The sequence below is a fragment of the Williamwhitmania sp. genome (assembly GCA_035529935.1).
Taxonomy (GTDB): Bacteria; Bacteroidota; Bacteroidia; order Bacteroidales; family Williamwhitmaniaceae; genus Williamwhitmania.
The window spans coordinates 21668-42421 of the sequence record DATKVT010000034.1; the positions used below are offsets into that span (position 1 = coordinate 21668).

The 20754-nt window shown below is 42.6% G+C and carries 14 protein-coding genes; all 14 read left to right on the plus strand.

The window, feature by feature from the left end:
* The first annotated feature begins 217 nt into the window (after positions 1-217).
* The 14 genes from wecB to VMW01_02425 all read left to right on the plus strand — a co-directional run bounded on the left by wecB (position 218) and on the right by VMW01_02425 (position 20257).
* Positions 218-1378, plus strand: coding sequence for a UDP-N-acetylglucosamine 2-epimerase (non-hydrolyzing) (wecB, locus tag VMW01_02360; GenBank protein ID HUW05080.1), 1161 nt, complete (start codon positions 218-220; stop codon positions 1376-1378).
* Positions 1379-1417: 39 nt separating this feature from the next.
* Complete coding sequence (locus VMW01_02365; GenBank protein HUW05081.1) at positions 1418-5365, plus strand: DUF2334 domain-containing protein; 3948 nt, start codon at positions 1418-1420, stop codon at positions 5363-5365.
* A 27-nt stretch (positions 5366-5392) separates the two neighbouring features.
* Positions 5393-6670 carry a glycosyltransferase family 2 protein gene (locus tag VMW01_02370; protein HUW05082.1) on the plus strand — a complete coding sequence of 426 codons (1278 nt, stop codon included), beginning with the start codon at positions 5393-5395 and terminating at the stop codon, positions 6668-6670.
* A 354-nt stretch (positions 6671-7024) separates the two neighbouring features.
* Entirely contained in the window at positions 7025-9595 is a 2571-nt protein-coding gene (locus tag VMW01_02375; protein ID HUW05083.1) for a SusC/RagA family TonB-linked outer membrane protein, read from the plus strand.
* Positions 9596-9615: 20 nt separating this feature from the next.
* A complete protein-coding gene (locus VMW01_02380) occupies positions 9616-10308 on the plus strand; it encodes an aspartate/glutamate racemase family protein (GenBank protein HUW05084.1) in 693 nt (230 codons plus the stop codon).
* Positions 10309-10401: 93 nt separating this feature from the next.
* Positions 10402-11076 carry a hypothetical protein gene (locus tag VMW01_02385; protein HUW05085.1) on the plus strand — a complete coding sequence of 225 codons (675 nt, stop codon included), beginning with the start codon at positions 10402-10404 and terminating at the stop codon, positions 11074-11076.
* A 7-nt stretch (positions 11077-11083) separates the two neighbouring features.
* Positions 11084-11629, plus strand: coding sequence for a hypothetical protein (locus tag VMW01_02390; protein HUW05086.1), 546 nt, complete (start codon positions 11084-11086; stop codon positions 11627-11629).
* A gap of 452 nt (positions 11630-12081) precedes the next feature.
* Positions 12082-12642 carry a helix-turn-helix domain-containing protein gene (locus VMW01_02395; GenBank protein HUW05087.1) on the plus strand — a complete coding sequence of 187 codons (561 nt, stop codon included), beginning with the start codon at positions 12082-12084 and terminating at the stop codon, positions 12640-12642.
* A 58-nt stretch (positions 12643-12700) separates the two neighbouring features.
* A complete protein-coding gene (locus VMW01_02400; GenBank protein HUW05088.1) occupies positions 12701-15706 on the plus strand; it encodes an ATP-binding protein in 3006 nt (1001 codons plus the stop codon).
* 138 nt (positions 15707-15844) lie between these two features.
* On the plus strand, positions 15845-16279 hold the full coding sequence (locus VMW01_02405) for a response regulator (protein HUW05089.1): 435 nt from the start codon (positions 15845-15847) through the stop codon (positions 16277-16279).
* Positions 16280-16561: 282 nt separating this feature from the next.
* Positions 16562-17299 carry an ice-binding family protein gene (locus VMW01_02410; GenBank protein HUW05090.1) on the plus strand — a complete coding sequence of 246 codons (738 nt, stop codon included), beginning with the start codon at positions 16562-16564 and terminating at the stop codon, positions 17297-17299.
* Positions 17300-17499: 200 nt separating this feature from the next.
* The gene (locus VMW01_02415; protein ID HUW05091.1) at positions 17500-18324 is read left to right on the plus strand and encodes an ice-binding family protein; all 825 of its coding nucleotides are present in this window, start codon (positions 17500-17502) and stop codon (positions 18322-18324) included.
* A gap of 184 nt (positions 18325-18508) precedes the next feature.
* Entirely contained in the window at positions 18509-19897 is a 1389-nt protein-coding gene (locus tag VMW01_02420; GenBank protein ID HUW05092.1) for an ice-binding family protein, read from the plus strand.
* Between the two features lie 171 nt (positions 19898-20068).
* Positions 20069-20257, plus strand: coding sequence for a hypothetical protein (locus VMW01_02425; GenBank protein HUW05093.1), 189 nt, complete (start codon positions 20069-20071; stop codon positions 20255-20257).
* Positions 20258-20754 lie beyond the last annotated feature (497 nt).

Genomic DNA, 20754 nt, shown 5'->3' on the forward strand with positions numbered 1-20754 from the left:
AAAATTATCAGTCATCAACTTTATCTAGCTGTATTTCAAACAACTAATTAAGTTTTTTCTATATAAACATCCCTTGAATAATTTAAAATTCATAAATAATGTTAACGCCATAACTATTTTTATAACAAGAGAATAGCGGAACCAAAAATTAACTTCCTTTACAGTCCATTATTGCCCTACTCATAATAAAACAAACATTTGTTAATCATTGCGTTAAATGATCAAAAAGAAGATCGCTGTTGTGTTCGGTACGCGCCCCGACACCATAAAAATGGCACCTATCATTCTGGAACTACAAAGAAATTCTGAATTTTTCGACGTATTACCCATTGCCACGGCACAACACCGCCAGATGCTCGATCAGGTGCTGGAGGTTTTTAACATTAAGCCCAGCTACGACCTCAACATCATGGCTCCCAAGCAGACGCTTGCCAGCCTAACAGCCAAAATTGTAACTGGCTTAGACGAAATTTTTGAAAAGGAGCAGCCCGATATGGTTTTGGTTCAGGGCGATACCACCACCACCTGCATTGGCAGTTTGGCCGCCTTTTACCGCCAAATACCGGTTGGACACATTGAGGCCGGACTCCGCACCAACGACAAAAACAACCCATTCCCAGAGGAGATAAACCGACGCATAACAGGCTGTATAACCGACCTTCACTTTGCTCCCACCGAAACGGCTAAACAGTCGCTTCTACTTGAAAACACAAATCCTAAGAATATTTTTGTTACTGGCAATACGGTTGTTGACGCACTTGAGTATTCGGTTAAGGATGGTTACGAATTTGCCGTTCCCGAACTGAAAGCCATCATCGATGAGAACAAAAAGATAGTGCTCATCACCATGCACCGGCGCGAGAATTGGGGTAGCCCGATGGAAGGTGCAGCTAGGGCCATTAAACGCCTAGCAGTTAAGTATCCTGAGCTGAACTTTGTTTTTCCTCTTCACAAAAACCCCATTGTGAGGGAAGCGGTGGTGCCCATTCTTGAGAATACAGCAAACATCAAACTCATTGAGCCACTCGATTACCTTGACTTTGTGAACACCATGGCCAACTCGTTTCTCATCCTGACCGATTCTGGCGGCGTGCAAGAAGAGGGGCCACACTTTGGTATTCCAATTCTATGCCTACGCTCAGTTACCGAACGTCCCGATGCCGTTACATTTGGAACGGTAAAGCTGGTAGGGCTCGACGAGGAGGTTATATTTAACACCGCCAACATGCTCATCGAGAACAAGCTCGAATACGCTAAAATGGCCAATGCAACCAATCCCTATGGCGATGGATTGTCAGCCGAAAGAACCATTAAAATCATCAAAAACTACTTCGGAATGGCAAGTGAAACCGTTGAGGAGTTTAATCCATCTAAGTAATTTTTGCCAAGAAATTAACAAACACAACTCTCCGTTACTATGAGAAAACTGCTCCTGTGCCTCCTCATGCTTCTTTTTGCTGGAAGTGTGTTCACCGCTTATGGACAAACCATTCCTACAAAAAAAGTGCTTGTACTATTTGAGGGCAAGTATGATTTAAATAATATTCCCACCGCCATGGGCCGCGAGATGGCCCAGCTACTTGGCCACTTTAAAACCGATGTAACCGTAAACGGTATAGCCGGGTATAAGGCCCATGAAATTGCCAAGTATGACTTCGTTTTTTACATTGGCTTCACCGCCGAGGACCAGGTTCCGCAAGCATTTAGCAACGATGTGCTTGCAACCAGTAAACCTGTGATTTGGATCAATACCGGCTTTAAGAATTTCTCTCAAAATCCTGCAGTTGCCAAACGCTATGGCTTTACTGTTTCATCCTATGTTGAATCATCGCCCTACACCGAAGTCAAGGCAGGAAACGACATCTTCACCAAGGGTACCAATGACATCAATATTGTAAAGATTATAGACAAAAAGAGGGTATCGGTTTGGGCAACGGCTAATCCCGAAAAGGGGATTGCCACCCCTGTTCCTTACATGGTGCAGTCGGGCAACCTCACCTACGTTGCTGATATGCCGTTTTTGGGTGCTACCGAAACTGACCGTTACCTCTACTTTGCCGACAAGTTGCACGACATTCTTGGTGAAAATCACCCCACCAATCACATGGCAATTATACGAATTGAGGATGTTACAGCCCTGAATAACCCCAACGAGCTTCGCGACATTGCCGACTACCTTTCAGAGCAGGGAATTCCATTCCTAGTGGGCGTAGTTCCCATATACGTAAATCCTTCGGAAGGAAGGTATGTGAAGCTCTCCGACCGACCCGAGTTGGTTGATGCACTAAAATATATGGTTCGAAACGGTGGATCCATTGTTATGCACGGGGTAACCCACCAGTATAAGGGGGTTTCCACCGATGATGCTGAATTTTGGAACATGACCGCCAATCAACCCATTGTGGGTGAAAACGTGGAGGACTTTTCTAAAAAAATTGAGCTGGGCCTCAACGAATTTTACAAGGACAACCTCTTTCCCATTGCGTGGGAAACGCCCCACTACATGGGAACCGTCAAAGCCTATACCGCCATTGCCAAATACTTTGGTACAGCGGTGGAGCAGCGTATGGTGATTGACAATTACGACTACGGACAATACTTTCCCTACATCATTCAGAAAGATATTTATGGAGAAAAAATATACCCTGAAAACCTGGGTTATGTTCCGTTAAGCCCATCAATCGACACCAGTATGGTGGCGGTAAACCGTATAATTAAAAATGCCAACGCCATAAAGAAGGTTAGGGATGGTGTCGCCTGCGCCTTCTTTCACCCTTTTCTAGACATCTCACTGCTGAAAAAGTTGGTTACAGGAATGAAGGCGGATGGGTTCAATTTTATTGACCTGAGGGAAGATAACAACTGGGTGAAAATGCCCGATAAAATCACCCTAACCGGGGCGGGCCCAAAATCGTATGAGCTCACACTTAATGAGTCGTTCCTCAACGAGCGATACTTTAACGAAAGGTCGGAGATAGTTAAGCAGGTAACAAGCGATCAGCGCTTCAACGGTAAAGTTACGAAAGATGTAACCCTTACCAAGGGTGAATTGTATGTTGCCGAAGGTGCTGAGTTTCACCTCAAGGAGCCAACCTTTATGGACAGGATGGTGCAGAAAACCAAGACCTACATTGCCAACGAAACCGGCAACGACAAATGGAAGGGGGCACGGGTCGGTGTATGCTGGAACCCTCAGGCTCGAGGAGCATTCTACAACGATCAGGCATCGCTAGTCTCCATTTTCAAGAGTCTGAACATTAACGTCGACACCATATTTGTTGGAAAAGATGACATACAGTACGATGGCGAAAATCTATTAGTAGTTCCATATATCTCCGTCGATTCACTTTCCTATTTTGAAAAGCAAAATATTCTTCACTTTATCGAGAAAGGTGGAACCGTAATAACTGATGGGAAAAATAAGCTAATTGAGGCATTGGGGTTCACTTTTCTAAACTCTGACATACCAATCCACCAAATAAGGGATAGCTACTATCCAGAGGAGATAATTAACTGGTATGAGGGAGTTAGAGCACCAAAATTTGAGACAACCGACGATGATGAAGTATTCTCAGAAGATGCGGTAACCGGTCTTCCTGTGGCTATTGGTCGTAAGATTGGAAAAGGCAAGGTGATTTATTTTAGCACGCTGTTCGATCCCTTATCGGCAGAAGGCTATAGCCACTTCCCCTTTGTAATGGAGTATATCAAACGATTCTTCCATCTACAACCCGTGGTGAAACGTGAAAATCTTGATGTTTACTTTGATCCTGGGCTACGCCAGAACAGCAGCGTAGAGAATCTGATTAAAATGTGGACGAAGGAGGGCATTAGAACCATCCATGTTGCCGGATGGCACCAGTACCCCAAGTATGACTACGATTACAAGCGTATTATTCGCCTAGCACACGCCAACGGAATGCTTGCATACGCTTGGCTTGAACCACCCCAAGTAAACCAGAAATTCTGGGAGCAACACCCCGAATGGCGAGAGAAGAACTACCTAGGCAAGGATGTTCGCCCATCGTGGCGCTACCCCATTGCCCTTACTGATGAAACTTGCCTGAAGACTGCCATCAAGGACTACATGGATTTTCTAAAAAAATACAATTGGGACGGCGTAAACCTTGGAGAGGTATACTTTGAGGCAGGAAAGGGTTTCTCCGAGCCAGAAAAGTTCACCCCAATGCATCCATCGGCTCGTGCCGAATTCCAAAGAAAGTATGGCTTCGACATGAGGCAAATCTTCAACAAGCAATCGGAATACTACTGGCAAAAAAATCCTGAGGCAAAGGCCGACGTAGTTAACTACCGGGTGAATAAAATTGCAGAAATCCATGATAAGTTTCTCAAAGCCATCGACGATTACGCCAAGACAAGAAATGGCTTTGGAGTAATTGTCACCTTCATGGATACTCACTTTTCTCCAGAAATAATGACTTACCACGGCGCCAGTTCCGAAAAGATGCTGGAACTGCAGAAAAAATACCACTGCTACCTTCAGCCTGAAGATCCCCAGAGTATGTGGTCGACCGACCCACAGCGCTATGCCGAAATGGGCAAATACTACGCAGAAAGGATGGCAGAGCCTGAAAAGCTAATGCTCGACTTAAATATTCTCCCATTCCGAGATAAGAATCAGGTTACTCCGTTCCCCACGCTTATCCAAACTGGCATTGAAGCATTCCAGATGGTTAATTCTGCCGCAATAGGTGCGCCAAGGTTTACAATCTATAGTGAGGCAACCTGCAACCCACAGGACATGTCCTACTTTTCGTACGCCAGCTCTGCACCGGTTAAGTACGAATACACCCAAAATGGCTACATAGTAAACTCACCCTACTCCTTTGTGCTTCAGCTGCCAAGCTCTGTAAAGGTAATTCAGGTAGATGGTGAAGATGTGATTGGCTATCGTGAAAATAACTTTTTAATACCAGCTGGCGATCACAACATTACTGTATCGGAGAATTCCTCTGAATTTTCGACGGTGGAGCTTCAGCCTCAACTGCTCTCCTTTACTGGCAACCTGATGGACATAAAGTATGATATGCGACAGGTGAACTTCAGCTACACCAGCTACGAGCGAGCCTACGCCATGTTTAATCGCGAACCAACAGCAATAACTCTTGATGGCAAAGATTACCAGTTTAAAGTGCTTACCGGAAACGATGGTTTCGCGGTAATGCTACCTAGCGGTAACCATAAGGTTGAAGTGGTTACTGGTGATAAGTTTACCTACAACATTAACCTTACCAGCTTGTGGTCCATTAGTGCCATAGCTATCTATGGCTTTATGGCGGTATCATTACTGGTTATCATGTATTTAGCGCTAAAATTAATGCGCAGAAGATTGGAAAAAAATTGATTTAAAAAACGCCCTAAAACATAATCTATGTCATTTATTGAGGTAATATTCCTTGTAAGCGTTATTCTAATCTGGTTCATGATTGCATACCAGTTCATCTTTAGCGTTTATGGTTATATCAACTATGTGAAGTCATTGCTGGAGAAGAAAAAAATCGACAATGAGGAGTATACTGAGTTTCCTTCCTGCACCATTCTTATCCCGGCACATAACGAGGAAAAGGTAATCTCCTACACCATTGAGGCCATGCTTAACCTTAAATACCCTAAGGATAAGCTCAAGATTATGGTGATAAACGACGGTTCGAAGGACCGCACCAAGGAGATAATCGAAGGGTATGCTGCCAACGATTCGCGCGTAGTGCTTTACGACGTGCCGGTAGGACAAGGCGGTAAAGGCAAATCGCGAGCCCTCAACCTAGCCATTAAGCAGGCCAAATCGGAGGTGATTGCCATTTACGATGCCGACAACACTCCCGACCCCATGTCGCTGCACTATTTAGTGATAAATCTGATGTCGAATAAGGAGTATGGTGCGGTAATCGGAAAGTTCCGCACCGTAAACAAGGCTCGCAACCTGCTCACCCGGTTTATCAACATCGAAACCCTCAGCTTTCAGTCGATGCTGCAGGCCGGGCGCTGGCAGATGCACAACATTGCCACCCTTCCAGGAACGAACTTTGTGATGTGGAAGTGGCTGATAGACGAGCTCGATGGCTGGGATGAGGAGGCGCTCACAGAGGATTCCGAGCTCAGCATCCGCATTTATGAGCTAGGCTACAAAATTAAGTTCTGCCCCTACGCCGTAACTTGGGAACAGGAACCTGAAACGTGGAAGGTGTGGATAAAGCAGCGCGTTCGTTGGGTACGAGGCAACAACTACGTAATTGCCAAATTTTTCAGGAAGATTCCCCACTTTAAAAACAAGCGATTGGGACTCGACCTATTCTATACCATGGCGCTCTACTACATCTTCTTCTTTGCCATCATTATTTCCGATATTCTATTTGTGCTCAGCCTGCTCAGCATTATCACAATTCCGCTACCCGGACCTTACTCCGTAATTTGGGTGATGGCCATAGTGCTGTTTATGTTTGAGATTACGCTGGCCATATCATTCGATAAGGAGGATACGCCAAGGAATATTGCACTAATTCTGATAATGTATTTTACCTACTGTCAATTGTGGATATTCATCATGTTTAAGGCCTTCTACATCGATAACATTAAGAAGGAGGGGAACGTGTGGGATAAGACGGTGCGATTCGACGTACAACCAAAAAAGAAGCCAATAGCAAACGCATAAACGGTAGAGAAACAGAAATCGAGACATTAGCCAGCTCACACTTTACAAGTTAAAGTGGGGCTGGCTTTTTTGGTGACAAGAGACTAGGTTACAAGGTAACTAGTTATTAGTTGGAAGATGTGCGGTTGTCTCCTGCCTCCCTAATTCTTCTGTTTGACTCTATGTAGCGAGGAATGAGAAATGAGAAACAAGAACCAATCCGTCAAGTCCAATCCTCTAACAACCTAATCCCCTATCCACCTATACACCTCCATACCGACATTAAAATTCAGTTATAAAAAAGATGTATTAAAAAAATTATTAAATTCGTTTAACCATTCCAAGCTATAAATCGATCATCAACCTATCTATGAGATGAATTCCTTTACAATCAAACCAACCTACCTCCTTACTTTAACGATCTTCCTCCTATTAAGTAATTTGGTGAGCGCCCAAATGATTTCGCCGCTGCCAGATACAACAACAGCGAAAGTTAAGAATCACCTCGCTCCTGCCTCACAAAACGACACCGTTGGCAATACCATAACCCTTGATTCCAAAGATTTTAACCAGGGGTTCATTGTATCGCCGGAGGAGCTTATACTAGGAAAGGTAGCCGGCCTAAGAATAACCTCCAACAGCGGAAAACCGGGTGACGGATTTACCATTCAAAACCGGGGCATCAGCACCTTTTTAACCGACAATAGCCCGCTTTACATTGTGGACAATGTTCCCATTGTAAACGGATATATCAACATAAACCCCAACGACATTGCCACCGTTACGGTGATTAAGGACGCTTGGGCCGTGGCACTCTATGGCGACAGAGCGGCTCACGGGGCCATTGTAATCACCACAAAAAGGGGAACCAAGCAGCTGCATGTAAGCTACTCCGGTAAGTTGGGCGTGTCGAACCTACCTAAGCAGGTGGAGGTTTTTTCGGGTGATGAATTTCGAAGCATCGTTACAGACCACTTCTCAAGTGACCCCACAGCCATAAGCCTACTTGGAGGTGCGAACACCAACTGGCAAAACGAGATTTACAGAAGCGCCATTAGTCAGGACCATCACGTGGATGTTTCTGGCTCCGTCAAAGATATCCCATACCGTGTTGCAGTTGGCAGGACCAACCAAGATGGTATTATTAAAACATCGAGCTACAACCGCACCACAACCTCCGCATCCCTCGATCCAACCTTCTTCGACAATCACCTTAAAATTAGCATTACATTTAGTGGAATATTTGGTAAAGAAAGAATTGCAGACGAAAATATAGTTAGGAGAGCACTTCAATTTGACCCAACTCAACCCGTTATTAATAGCGACGGTAGTTATTTTGGCTATAGTGGTTTTCCTTCAATATATTCTAATCCGGCTGCTCTGCTCCACTTTACTGATAACAGGCTAAACTCCGACCGCTACATAGGTAACATTTCGGTAGACTACAAGCTGCATTTCTTTCCCGATATGCGGGTAGCGTTCAGCTATGGCGAAGATTACCTTAACACAAAAGACCATGAGGTGGTTGATACGGCTTTAGTTTATTCTGGATCCTTAACCAAAGGGAGCATTCAGCAAACAAACCAAACGCTAAAGAGCAAAATATGGAACCTATCGGCCACCTACTCCAAGAGCATCGAAGCGCTTTCGAGCCAGGTCAATTTGGTGGTTGGCACTTCCAGAACCACCAGTTCATTATGGGGTAATGGCTACCAGTATAGCATTGTTCCTCAAGCCTTACAAGATACATCAGCCTTTGGCTTTGAATCGAGCCTTATCGCCACATACTTTCGGTTGGGTTACTCCCTGAAAAACAGGTATTTTTTAAACTTTTCCTTACGCAATGAGATTGACGCTCGGTACGCAGACAATAATAAAATTAACCATGCCTTCACTGCCTCGCTGAATTGGAAACTAAAAGATGAGTCGTTTTTAAGAAATAACAATACCATTTCCACGCTAGACCTCCGAGCAGAATATGGAGTTTCAGGTTCAAACTGGCAGTTCGGAAGCTCATTTAATGCAACCGTTACCCCAGATTTAGCACCTGAAAAAATTACCACAAAATCTGTTGGTATCGATTACGGCCTCTTTAATAACAGGATTCAAGGCTCCATCGATGTATACTCCAAGACCGGAGATAACCTGTTTGTAAGAACTCCCAACCCTCTCAACCATTACTTTGTATACAATACGGGCAAGATAAAAAATAGCGGAGTTGAGTTAAGCATAAATGCTATACCTCTATCCAACAAGGATTGGCATTGGGAGTTTGGATTTAATGCCGCCGTCAACCATAATAAAATCGAGAGATTGATTGATAATGATGAGGCCAACAGCTTCATTGGCCTACCCGATGGTCCCGCTAATATGTCGATTAATGTTCTTATGCAAACCGTTGGCTATCCCATAAACTCCTTCTATGTAAAGCAACAGGTATACAACACCAGTGGAAGCCCACTTGAAGGAATATATGGAACTGGTTTACGCCACTACCATAAGTCTGAGCCCGATTGGATAATGGGCGTTTCGTCGCAGCTCAGCTACCGGAATTGGGATTTTGCATTCTCCGGTAGATTAAACCTCGGAAATTACGTTTACAACACTGTTGCCGCCGACAACAGCTACGACATTATATATTGGGGGCAGGCTTACCTCACCAACGTCAACAAATCGTTGAATAAAACTAAGTTTGAAAGCAGACAATACCTTTCCGACTACTTTGTTGAAAACGCCTCCTTCTTCCGCATGGACTACATTACACTTGGTTACTCATTTAAAGATGTGTGGAACAGCAAGGCTGCAATTAGGTTATCAGCCACCATTCAGAACGCCTTTGTAATTACCAACTACAGCGGCATAGATCCAGAGGTGGCAACTGGAATAGACAGCTATAGCTATCCTCGTGCTAGTACATTCTCGTTGGGGCTGAATATGATCTTTTAAGCGTGTAAAAACAGAATAAGATGAAAACTATTGGACTAATTGGTGGGATGAGCTGGGAATCGTCGCTGGAGTACTACCGAATTATTAACGAAAAGGTGAAGGAGAAGCTGGGTGGCTTGCACTCGGCCCAGTGCCTGATGTACTCCGTGGAGTTTGACCAAATTCAGCATCTTCAGCATATTGGCGATTGGGACAGGCTCACCCAAATTATGGTTGATGCCGCCCAGCGGCTCGAAAAGGGCGGTGCCGAATTCGTGGTAATATGCACCAACACCATGCACCGCATGGCCAATGAGGTTCAGGCAAGCATCAGCATTCCCATTCTCCACATTGCCGATGCTACGGCTCAGAAGGTTGCCGCCAAGGGCATTACCAACGTTGGGCTGCTGGGAACAAAGTTTACCATGGAGCAGGACTTCTACAAGGGGCGCCTCACCAAAAAGCATGGTATTGCCGTGACCATTCCCAACGAGGAGGAGCGTAACTGCGTCCATGATATTATTTACAACGAGCTATGCCTAGGCCAAATCAACCAACCATCGAGGGAGCGCTACCTGCAAATTATTGATGGGCTTGTGGCCAACGGTGCCCAGGGCGTAATTCTGGGCTGCACCGAGATTCCGCTGCTGGTGCATCAATCCGACGTTACCGTTCCAGTATTCGATACCACCCGTATCCACGCCGAGATGGCGGTGGAGTATGCGCTGGGGTAGAATTGTACCACTTCAAAATAGAATCATCAACAGGTGGTTTTGCCATTTGCTTCTTTCAGCATAACTTATCCATAGGAATAATAAAACAATAAAATGAAAACCAGGATCTCAATTTTCATTGCAGCACTTTCACTAGTAACAGTCGGTGTTGTCTATCTTGTTAAGCTAGACTGGAAAACAACATTTCCTCGTTTTGAGCCTTCCTATGATATGGATACCACTTTCACAAGTAAATGCGGCCTAAATTTGTTGAAAAACCAGATCGAAAACGATCTTAAACTTAAGGCGACATACTATTATCAGCATGATAGCATTTCCGTATACCAGTATAAAGATTCTACAAGTATTACGATAATAAAGAATGCCAACTTCACTAAAGAAAGTATTGCCAACATTCTTTATTCTGGTTACGCGACGAATTACCTTAACCTAGATCCCGTAGCACTTATAGAACATATTTGGAGGGATAGCACCTTTATTAGCTTTAATCCTAACAAAGGAGCCGGTGATCAGCTGATTTTTAAAATAAGCCCCTCAACCAAGGTCGCTGAAATTAAAAACGTTAATTATCTTAGACAATTTAGTATTACCGGGGACTTTATATCCATTTCAACTGGAAACTCTATTGGCTTTCTAAATCTCACTCTTAACAAAAAGGGCGCTAAAGAAGAATTGTTGTTTAAGCAGTTATGCGACACAGTTTATCTGATTATTATTGCTCAAGACAGTAATGACCCTAAGAACTATGCCACCGAATTACTAAATTAATGAGACGATGAGCAGCAGTGAAAACTATTCTGCCTCAGGAATCATCAGCTTTGAGGCGTTTTTTGAAGGGATTAAAAATTATAGTAGATACACCGCACGAAAATCAGCTGGATTTATTGTTTTTCAGGTTGTGTGGTTTTTCTTTTGTGCCTATGAAATAGGTCAGGTAAAGGACATGGGAATTTTAAGTTTTGTTTTAATATTTATCACGGCCTTTATTGGATGGATGCTGATAATAAGACTCGTTCTGTTTATGGGTTTCCTAAAACCATTTAGTAGGCGTAGTTGGATGCGCAAGTATAAAGCTAGCGATATAGATATTCACCTTACTTTTACAGAGGGATTGTTTGTTTTACAAAAGCCCTCAGCAGCCCCAATACCAATAAATCCAATGGAAATTTCCACAATAATTGTTGGAAAACAGGCCACCGTGTTGGTTGGAAAATCGAAGAAATTATTTATTGTGTCCAACGATATTGGGAATGAATTCAACAAACTGTTTCAGGAGCAATGCAAATCAGCAATTTGGGTCAGCAGTAATACCGGAAAGTAACAAACGGACGAACACCATACGGTTAACAGAAATTCATTTTACAGCCGTTGATTCATTGCGGTGCATGATTGCTGCATTGCAATGAACAACGATATAGCGTGCACTGCTCTTCCTCATGAAGGTGTACCCTACACAGCCCTTAAGTTTTCGGTAATTAGCGGAAACCACGTTTTCGCTTATCAACAAAAAAAACGAAACAACCCCATACAACGCTCGAAGCAGATTCCTTGAACCTCACAATGGAATAGTGGGACCATGCCCTCACCTGTGATGATTAGGAAACCCTGATATACCAAATAATTGAGCCTTGGAAATAGTGCAATTACTCAAAGGTTAAGCCTCACTCCTCACCAAGAGAATGTGTGAATTACGTAACTTATTACCAAAGTTGTGTAACACTTATGGTTGCTTGGACAATTACTTTTGTAAATAGTTGGTTAATAACGTCTATCTTGAAATTATACATTAAGTACATGGTTAGTACTCGCTGTAAGATGGCGGTGAAAGATGCGTTGAAAAAGCTTCAGCTGCATTTTATCATTGTCGATTTAGGTGAGATAGAGATTATGGAAACGCTAACGCCGGAGCAACGAGAGCAACTTAAAATTGAGCTTGTCGGTTCAGGCCTCGAACTAATGGACGATAAGCGAGCTGTGCTGATTGAGAAAATCAAGAATGTAATCGTTGAAATGATTCATCACAGCGATGAAATGGTCAAGGTAAACTTTTCTGACTACCTAAGCGAGAAGTTAAATTACGACTATACCTATCTGGCCAACCTCTTTTCGGAGGTTCAAGGAACTACTATTGAGCATTTCGTCATAGCTCATAAGGTTGAGCGGATTAAGGAGCTTATCATTTATGATGAATTAAACATTACAGAAATTGCCTGGAAGATGAATTACAGCAGTGTTGCGCATCTATCCAACCAGTTTAAGAAGGTTACAGGACTTTCACCTTCACATTTCAAGCGATTGAAGGTTAAAAGGAGAAGTCCAATTGAGGATATTTGATTTTTTTAACTCCTGATGGAATCAAACAGCATTACCGACGGTGTCAAAACGAATAAAAATGGAAAGAACGAAGTCGCATGATTCTCACTATGCTAGCAGCCTATTAGAAGCTAGCTTGGGCCCGTTAATTACCATTAGCATCGAGGGTAAGGTCACTGATATGAATCAGGCCAAAGTGAATATTACAGGTGTAGCACGCGAAAAAATTATAGGTGCCAACTTCGTTGATTACTTCACTGAACCCCAAAAAGCAAGTGCTATTTGCAAGAAAGTATTTGCAAAAGGATCGGTTACTGACTCACCACTGACGTTTCGCCATATTAGCGGAAAACTAACCGATGTACTATTCAACGGATCGGTCTACAAAGACGATAACGGTAAAATCATTGGTGCGGTTTTGGTCGCCAGAGACATTTCCGAGCAGAAATGGGCAATAGAACTAAGAGTTGCCAATAAGGAGCTAGCCTTTCAAAATAATGAAAAAGAAAAAAGGGCACAGGAGTTAAGTGTTGCAAATAAAGAGCTGGCATTTCAGAACGACGAGAAGGAAAAACGTGCGGCAGAGTTAATCATTGCCAACAAGGAACTGGCATTTCAAAACGATGAAAAAGAAAAACGGGCCGCCGAACTAATCATCGCCAACAAGGAGTTGGCATTTCAAAATAATGAAAAGGGGAAACGGGCCGATGAGCTAATTATTGCCAACAAGGAGCTGGCATTTCAAAACGACGAGAAGGAAAAAAGGGCCGCCGAACTAATCATCGCCAACAAGGAGCTCGCCTTTCAGAACGATGAGAAGGAAAAACGCGCACAGGAGTTAACCATAGCCAACAAAGAGTTGGCCTTTCAGAACGATGAGAAGGAAAAACGTGCGGCAGAGTTAATCATCGCCAACAAGGAGCTCGCCTTTCAAAACGATGAGAAGGAAAAACGCGCACAGGAGTTAACCATAGCCAATAAGGAGCTCGCCTTTCAGAACGATGAGAAGGAAAAACGAGCGGCAGAACTAAGCGTTGCCAACAAGGAGCTGGCTTTTCAAAACGAAGAAAAAGAAAAACGAGCTGCAGAGCTAAGAATTGCAAACTATGCTAGAAGCCTCATTGAGGCAAGTCTTGACCCATTAGTTACCATAAGTACAATCGGTAAAATCACCGATATGAATCAGGCATTAGCCAACATAACCGGGATGAGCCGTGATGAGCTTACCGGCACCAACTTTTTCGATTATTTCACCGAAACGCAAAAGGCGCGTGAGGTTTATCAAGAGGTGTTTGCCAAGGGGTATGTTGCCGATTCACCCCTTACCCTTCGCAATAAGGACGGCAAACTCACCGATGTGCTTTTCAATGGATCGGTGTATAAAGACCATCAAGGAAATGTACTCGGCGTTGTTATTGTTGCTAGGGATGTTACAGACCAAAAGCGAATTGCTACTGAGTTGATTGAGGCAAAAGTTTTTGCGGAGCTAGCCACTGAACTTGCTGAAGAAGCAAAAAGAAAAGCCGAAAATGCCACACAAATAGCAGAGGATGCAGTGAAGGCCAAACAGCAATTTCTGTCGAACATGAGCCATGAAATTCGCACCCCCATGAATGCGATTATTGGTTTTACAAAAGTGGTGCTAAAAACGGACTTAACCGCAAAACAAAAAGAGTATTTAAAAGCCATAAAATTGAGTGGCGATGCATTAATTGTGCTCATCAACGATATTCTCGATTTGGCAAAGGTAAATGCGGGTAAAATGACTTTTGAGCAAATTCCTTTCAAGCTGGCTTCATCCATCTCAGCCATGGTTCATCTGTTTGAAACGAAATTTCAGGAGAAGAACCTAGAGCTTATCACCATATACGACCAAAAAATTCCTGGCGTGTTGGTTGGTGACCCGGTACGGTTGCACCAAATCATCATAAACTTGGTGAGCAATGCCGTTAAGTTTACATCTAAAGGCAAAATCACGGTAAAGGTAAGCTTGATTGGAGAAGATGATGAGAAAGCAACCATTGAATTTGCAATTATAGATACAGGAATTGGTATACCGGCAAATAAGATAGCCGATATTTTTGAGAACTTTCAGCAGGCTTCCAGCGACACCTCTAGACTGTATGGGGGAACAGGCTTAGGACTTGCCATTGTTAAACAACTAGTAGAACCACAGGGCGGAACCATAAACGTTGTAAGCACCATTGGTAAGGGTTCTACCTTTAGCTTTACATTACCCTTCCTGAAAACTAACTCCCCCGCCGAATTAGAATCAGAAAATGAAGTGCTGGACACCGAAATTAAAAACATAAAAGTATTGGTGGTTGAAGACATTGCACTCAACCAACTACTGATGAAAACGCTGCTGGATGATTTCGGATTCGATAGGGATATTGCCGAAAACGGGGAAATTGCCATCGAAAAGCTGCAAAACAAATCATACGATGTTATCCTAATGGACTTGCAAATGCCCGTTATGAATGGATTCGAAGCCACTGAATATATTCGCAATAAGATGCATTCAAAAATCCCAATCATTGCTTTAACCGCCGATGTAACCACCGTGGATTTAGCAAAATGCAAAGCGGTCGGCATGAACGATTACATCGCAAAGCCTGTTGACGAAAGATTATTGTATAGCAAGATAGTTGGGTTAGTTAAAAAAACTACCCCTATAACACAGAGAAAACCAGTGGGACAAGAAAAAGCGATAAGCAAAAAGATAAAATGCACTAACCTAGAATATCTTACCCAGCGGACTAAATCGAATCCTAAGCTGATGATGGAAATGATTTCACTCTATTTGGAGCAAACCCCAACGTTAGTTAAGGTAATGAAGCTTGCCTTGCAGGATCAAGATTGGAAATCGTTACACGCTGCCGCACACAAGATGATTCCGTCATTTTCAATCATGGGTATGAGTGTCGATTTCGAAAATATGGCACGACAAATTCAGGAGGATTCTATGGCACAGGAAAGCACAGACAGAATACAGGACTTTGTTATAAAGCTTGAAGAGGTAAGTGCGCAGGCTTGCAATGAGCTAGAGGAAGAGTTTAATCGGATTAAAAACTCAATCTCATGAAATAGCTCGATGTTGATTAACCACCAATCGCACATGACAGAATACTTGATCATTGCGAATTTAGATATCCTACAACAAACAAATTGACAAGAGGTGAGTAGTCACCTCTAACCTCATATAAGATTAAAAAACAGTGCGATGAAAAACGAAAATAAAATACACCTATTCCTTGTAGACGATGATGCTATGTTCTTAAAATTACTGGAAATTGAGTTCCTCCAGCATGCCGATTTTGCTATAGAAACATTCCCAACCGGAGAGCTTTGCATGGCGAACTTATCGCACAATCCCGATGTAATCATTCTGGATTATTTTCTCGACGGTATTGATAAAACTGCCATGAACGGATTAGCCACATTGGATAAGATAAAAACATTCAACCCCGATATTCCCATAGTCATGCTATCGTCCCAAGATAAAATTGATGTGGCCATTAACTGTATGCACCACAGAGCATTTGATTATGTAGTAAAAAGCGAAACCGCCTTCGTGCGCTTACAAAAAATTATTACTACCATCTTCCGCTACAAAAAAATGGAGAAGGAGTTGAGTTGGTATATGGACCGAATGTAATGTATAACGGACCACATACACGCAACCAAAGGGCATCAACCTTTTGAAATCTGATGCTTGGGCTATGGTAATGGATACATTTGAGATACTGTGATCTAGGCTTAATTGATATAGAGCGTTGCTTGGAAAGCGGCGCTTTTCTGTCTTATATGCAGTGGATTAATCACTTACAAACAAAGACATGTGAATCATGTAACTCTTTTAAAAAGTTATGTAACACTCCCTCCTACTCCGGTATCTATCTTTGTTTTATCAAAATTCATTAACTAATTCATAGAAAAGATGAAAGCAATAACGCTGTTAACAACCATTTCAATAGCCTCGGTTGTACTATTTACAGGATGCGAAAAAGATAGTACCGATTCAATAAATCCAATTGTAATTCCTGTTCAAACCATAGTTCAGAATACCGTATCACTTGCTGGTGCATCTAACTTCGCAGCTCTTTCAGGTTCAGCCATTACAAACACCGGAGCCACCATCATCACTGGTGATCTCGGTCTAAGTCCAGGTTCTTCGATAGGCGGTTTTCCTCCAGGAATTCTAAATGGAACATTGCACATCAATGATGCTGCAGCAAGCCAAGCAAAACTTGATTTAACAGCTGCCTATAATGATGCTGCCGGAAGAACTTCTACAGACATAGTAACGCTATCGGGCAACATAGGAGGACTCACGCTAACGCCTGGGCTATATATGTCAACTTCCTCACTAGCTATTTCATCGGGCGACCTCACATTTGATGCCCTAGGAGATGCAAACGCTGTCTTCATTATTCAAATTGCATCGAGCCTCACGACCACATCGGGTCGCAAAGTTTTCCTAAGCGGAGGCGCATCGGCAGCCAACATATTTTGGCAGGTGGGAAGCTCTGCAACATTTGGAACTACCTCAGTATTTAAAGGAACCATTATAGCAATGCAATCTATTACGTTCAACACGGGTGCAACGCTCGATGGAAGAGCCCTTGCAAGAACTGGTGGAATCTCAATGGAAGGTAATACTATAGTAAAGCAGTAATCACGCTCTATTCAGCAGAAGAGAATAATATCATCAAAGAGGCTGTCCAAATGGATCGCCTCTTTTTTATTTAAAATTATCATTAATTGTAGAGAATGGGAATTCTGCAACTAATATAAAAAGTTATGTAACACAAGCCTCTACTGGGTCACATATCTTTGTATTATCAAAATAATTAAACATCTTTAAAATAAATTATCATGAAACGAAACATTGTATTATCAATCTCAGCACTGGCTTTAGTTGGGTTAATGTCCAGCTGCGAAAAAACCATAAACTCCAACTCGCCTGCAGAGATGGCTTCGGCAGAAATGTCAACAGTAATGCCACAGCAAAATGTATCAGCCGATGGATTACTGTCACAGCAGAGTGCATTACCAACCGTAAACCTAGGCGTTGCCGGTGATTTTGCAATTCTCTCAAAGACAGGAATTACGGATGTTTATAAATCGGCCATTACAGGCGATATTGGATCAAGCCCAATAACCGGTGCAGCCATTCTTGTAAGATGTAGCGAAGTAGTGGGAACAATATACAGCGTTGATGCTGCGGGTCCACTGCCAAGTAGCGTTACTAATTCCACTAGGTTAACAACAGCTGTGGGTGATATGCAAACCGCCTACACTGACGCTGCCGGACGTGTTAACCCAAGCTTCTTGAATTTAGGTGCCGGAAACATTGGAGGCAAAACCTTAACACCAGGCCTCTATAAGTGGACCAGTGCTTTAATCATCCCTACAGATGTTACCATCTCTGGTGGCCCTAACGATATCTTTATCTTCCAAGTTGCCGGAACGCTCAACATGAGCTCAGCCGTAAGAATTACCCTAATTGGTGGTGCGCAGGCAAAGAATATTTTCTGGGTTGCTTCAGGTGCAGTAACCTTAGGTACTACCAGCCATTTCGAAGGTAACATACTTGGTCAAACAGGTATCAACATGCAAACCGGTGCTTCAATAAACGGACGTATGTTGGCACAAACAGCAGTAACCCTTCAAATGAATACTGTTAATAAACCTGAATAATTTATTAGAAGCAAAACATTTAAAAAAGGCGGCTCGATTGAGTTGCCTTTTTTAAATGTAATTCTAATTGACACCTAAACGTGTGAATCATACAACTTATTTACAGAGTTTTGCAACACACCTCAATACTTCAACACCTATCTTTGTAATATTAAATAATTCACCAATTTTAAATAAAAATAAAATGAATCTAAAAAAAATATTACCAGCAATAGCAATGCTAATCGCTGTTATAACCTTCGGTTGTAAAAAGGATGATAACAATATCAGCGTCAACCCAGAAGTTATATCATCAGCTCCAGCTGACAACACTGCAGATATTGCATTAAACAGTAAAGTCTCTGCAACTTTCAGTGTGGAAATGAATCCCTCTTCAATGACGGCTTCAAATTTCACATTACAACAAGGAACATCAATAGTTTCAGGAACGGTGGAATACGTAAATAAAACAGCCACTTTCACCCCCTCAGCAAACCTGGTTGCAAACGTTATTTATACTGCAACCATCAAATCAGGGGTTGCAGATCTATCAGGTAATACACTAACAAGTGACTATGTATGGAATTTTACTACAAGTGGCGTTGTGGACATCACAAATCCCACCGTTACATTGACCGCTCCGCTAAATAATGCCACTGGTGTTGCAAGCAACAAGGTCATTGCTATTACCTTTAGTGAAAACATGGATCCATCAACTATCAATGCGTCCACCTTCACCCTAATGCAAGGATCTACAGCTGTTTCGGGCACAGCAAGCTATTCAGGAAAAGTAGCAACATTTACTCCATCGAGCTTGATGACGGCAGGAGCAGTATATACAGCTAACATTTCAGTAGGAGCAAAAGACCTTGCCGGTAATGCACTTGCCACGAACACGGCAGTTGAGTTCACAATATCAAGCAGCACTGCAAATATGGCAGTGGTAGATCTTGGAGCTGCAGGCAACTATGTAATTCTTGCAAAAACGGCAATCAACAACATTTCTACATCAGCGGTTACTGGTGATATTGCTCTAAGCCCAGCTGCAACATCGTATATTACAGGATTTTCGTTGACTAATGCAACTGGCTATGCAACCTCTGCCCAGATAACCGGAAAGATATATGCAGCCGACATGGCAGATCCAACTCCAATCAACCTTACCACTGCCGTTGAAAATATGATCACAGCATACAACGATGCAGCCGGACGCCCATCACCTAATTTTTCAGAACTTGGTACTGGCAACATTGGTGGAAAAACCCTTACCGCAGGTCTATACAAATGGACTAGCACCGTTACCGTGCCTTCAGACGTTACCATTTCGGGTAGTGCGGATGATGTTTGGATCTTTCAAATTGCAGGTGACCTCGAATTGAGTCCTACAGTTATGATTACCTTAGAAGGTGGCGCACAAGCCAAGAACATCTTTTGGCAAGTAGCAGGTCAGGTTACCTGTGGAACAACCTCACATTTTGAGGGAGTTATTCTGTCACAGACAGGTATCAACTTCCAAACAGGAGCAACCATGAATGGTCGGGCGCTAGCTCAAACCGCTGTCGTTCTAGATGGAAATACAGTTACAGAACCTTAATAAACAATATGTATCAGCTTTTGAAGAGAGGCGGTCTAGCAAGATCGCCTCTCTTCATTATTCAAACACAAAAGGTTTGAATCATGTAACTTATTTGCAGAGTTTTGCAACAGATCCACTTACTTAAGAACGTACCTTTACACTATGCCATTCACCAATAAATATTCAGACATGAAAAATACAACAGAATTAAAGCTAACCTGGGCAGAGCAGAAAGGTAAACTCAAACAACGATTTGCCATTCTTACAGATAACGACCTAATGCTCAACCAAGATAATAAAGATGTGATGCTGGGCAAAATCCAGGTCAAATTGGGCAAAACAAAGGAACAGATTGACAAAATTCTGGAGTCGCTCTGAATACATCTCACCACAATGTCTCATACTCTAAAATAACGGATCAATTGATAAGCTAGATAATTGCAGAAACAGGCAGAGCTGGATCAAACGATGCATTAATTCAACATAGGAGAAGATGTGAATGACCTAATTTATTACAAAAGCTACGTATCACATCATCGATACAACAACCATACAATAGCTGTTAATGCATAAGAGACGCACGGTGATGCGTCTCTTTATTTGTACCCAATTCTCTAACTCCTTTGCCTCCTTAGTAACTTCCACTAAAGGCTAAGATTATTTCGGGTTGTTGATAGCTAGAATAGTCCGGGTATCAGAAATTTACTGCGCAATAGAAAGTTTCGAATGCCCCAGAACCATACATTAGATTTAGCCTTGTTGGTTACAGTAATTATTTAATATTGTCCAATTACTAGTGATGCGTTAACTTTAAAAAAGCAATCACAAATAATCTCATATCAATACATTACAGACGTTCTTTGATTTTTTGATTT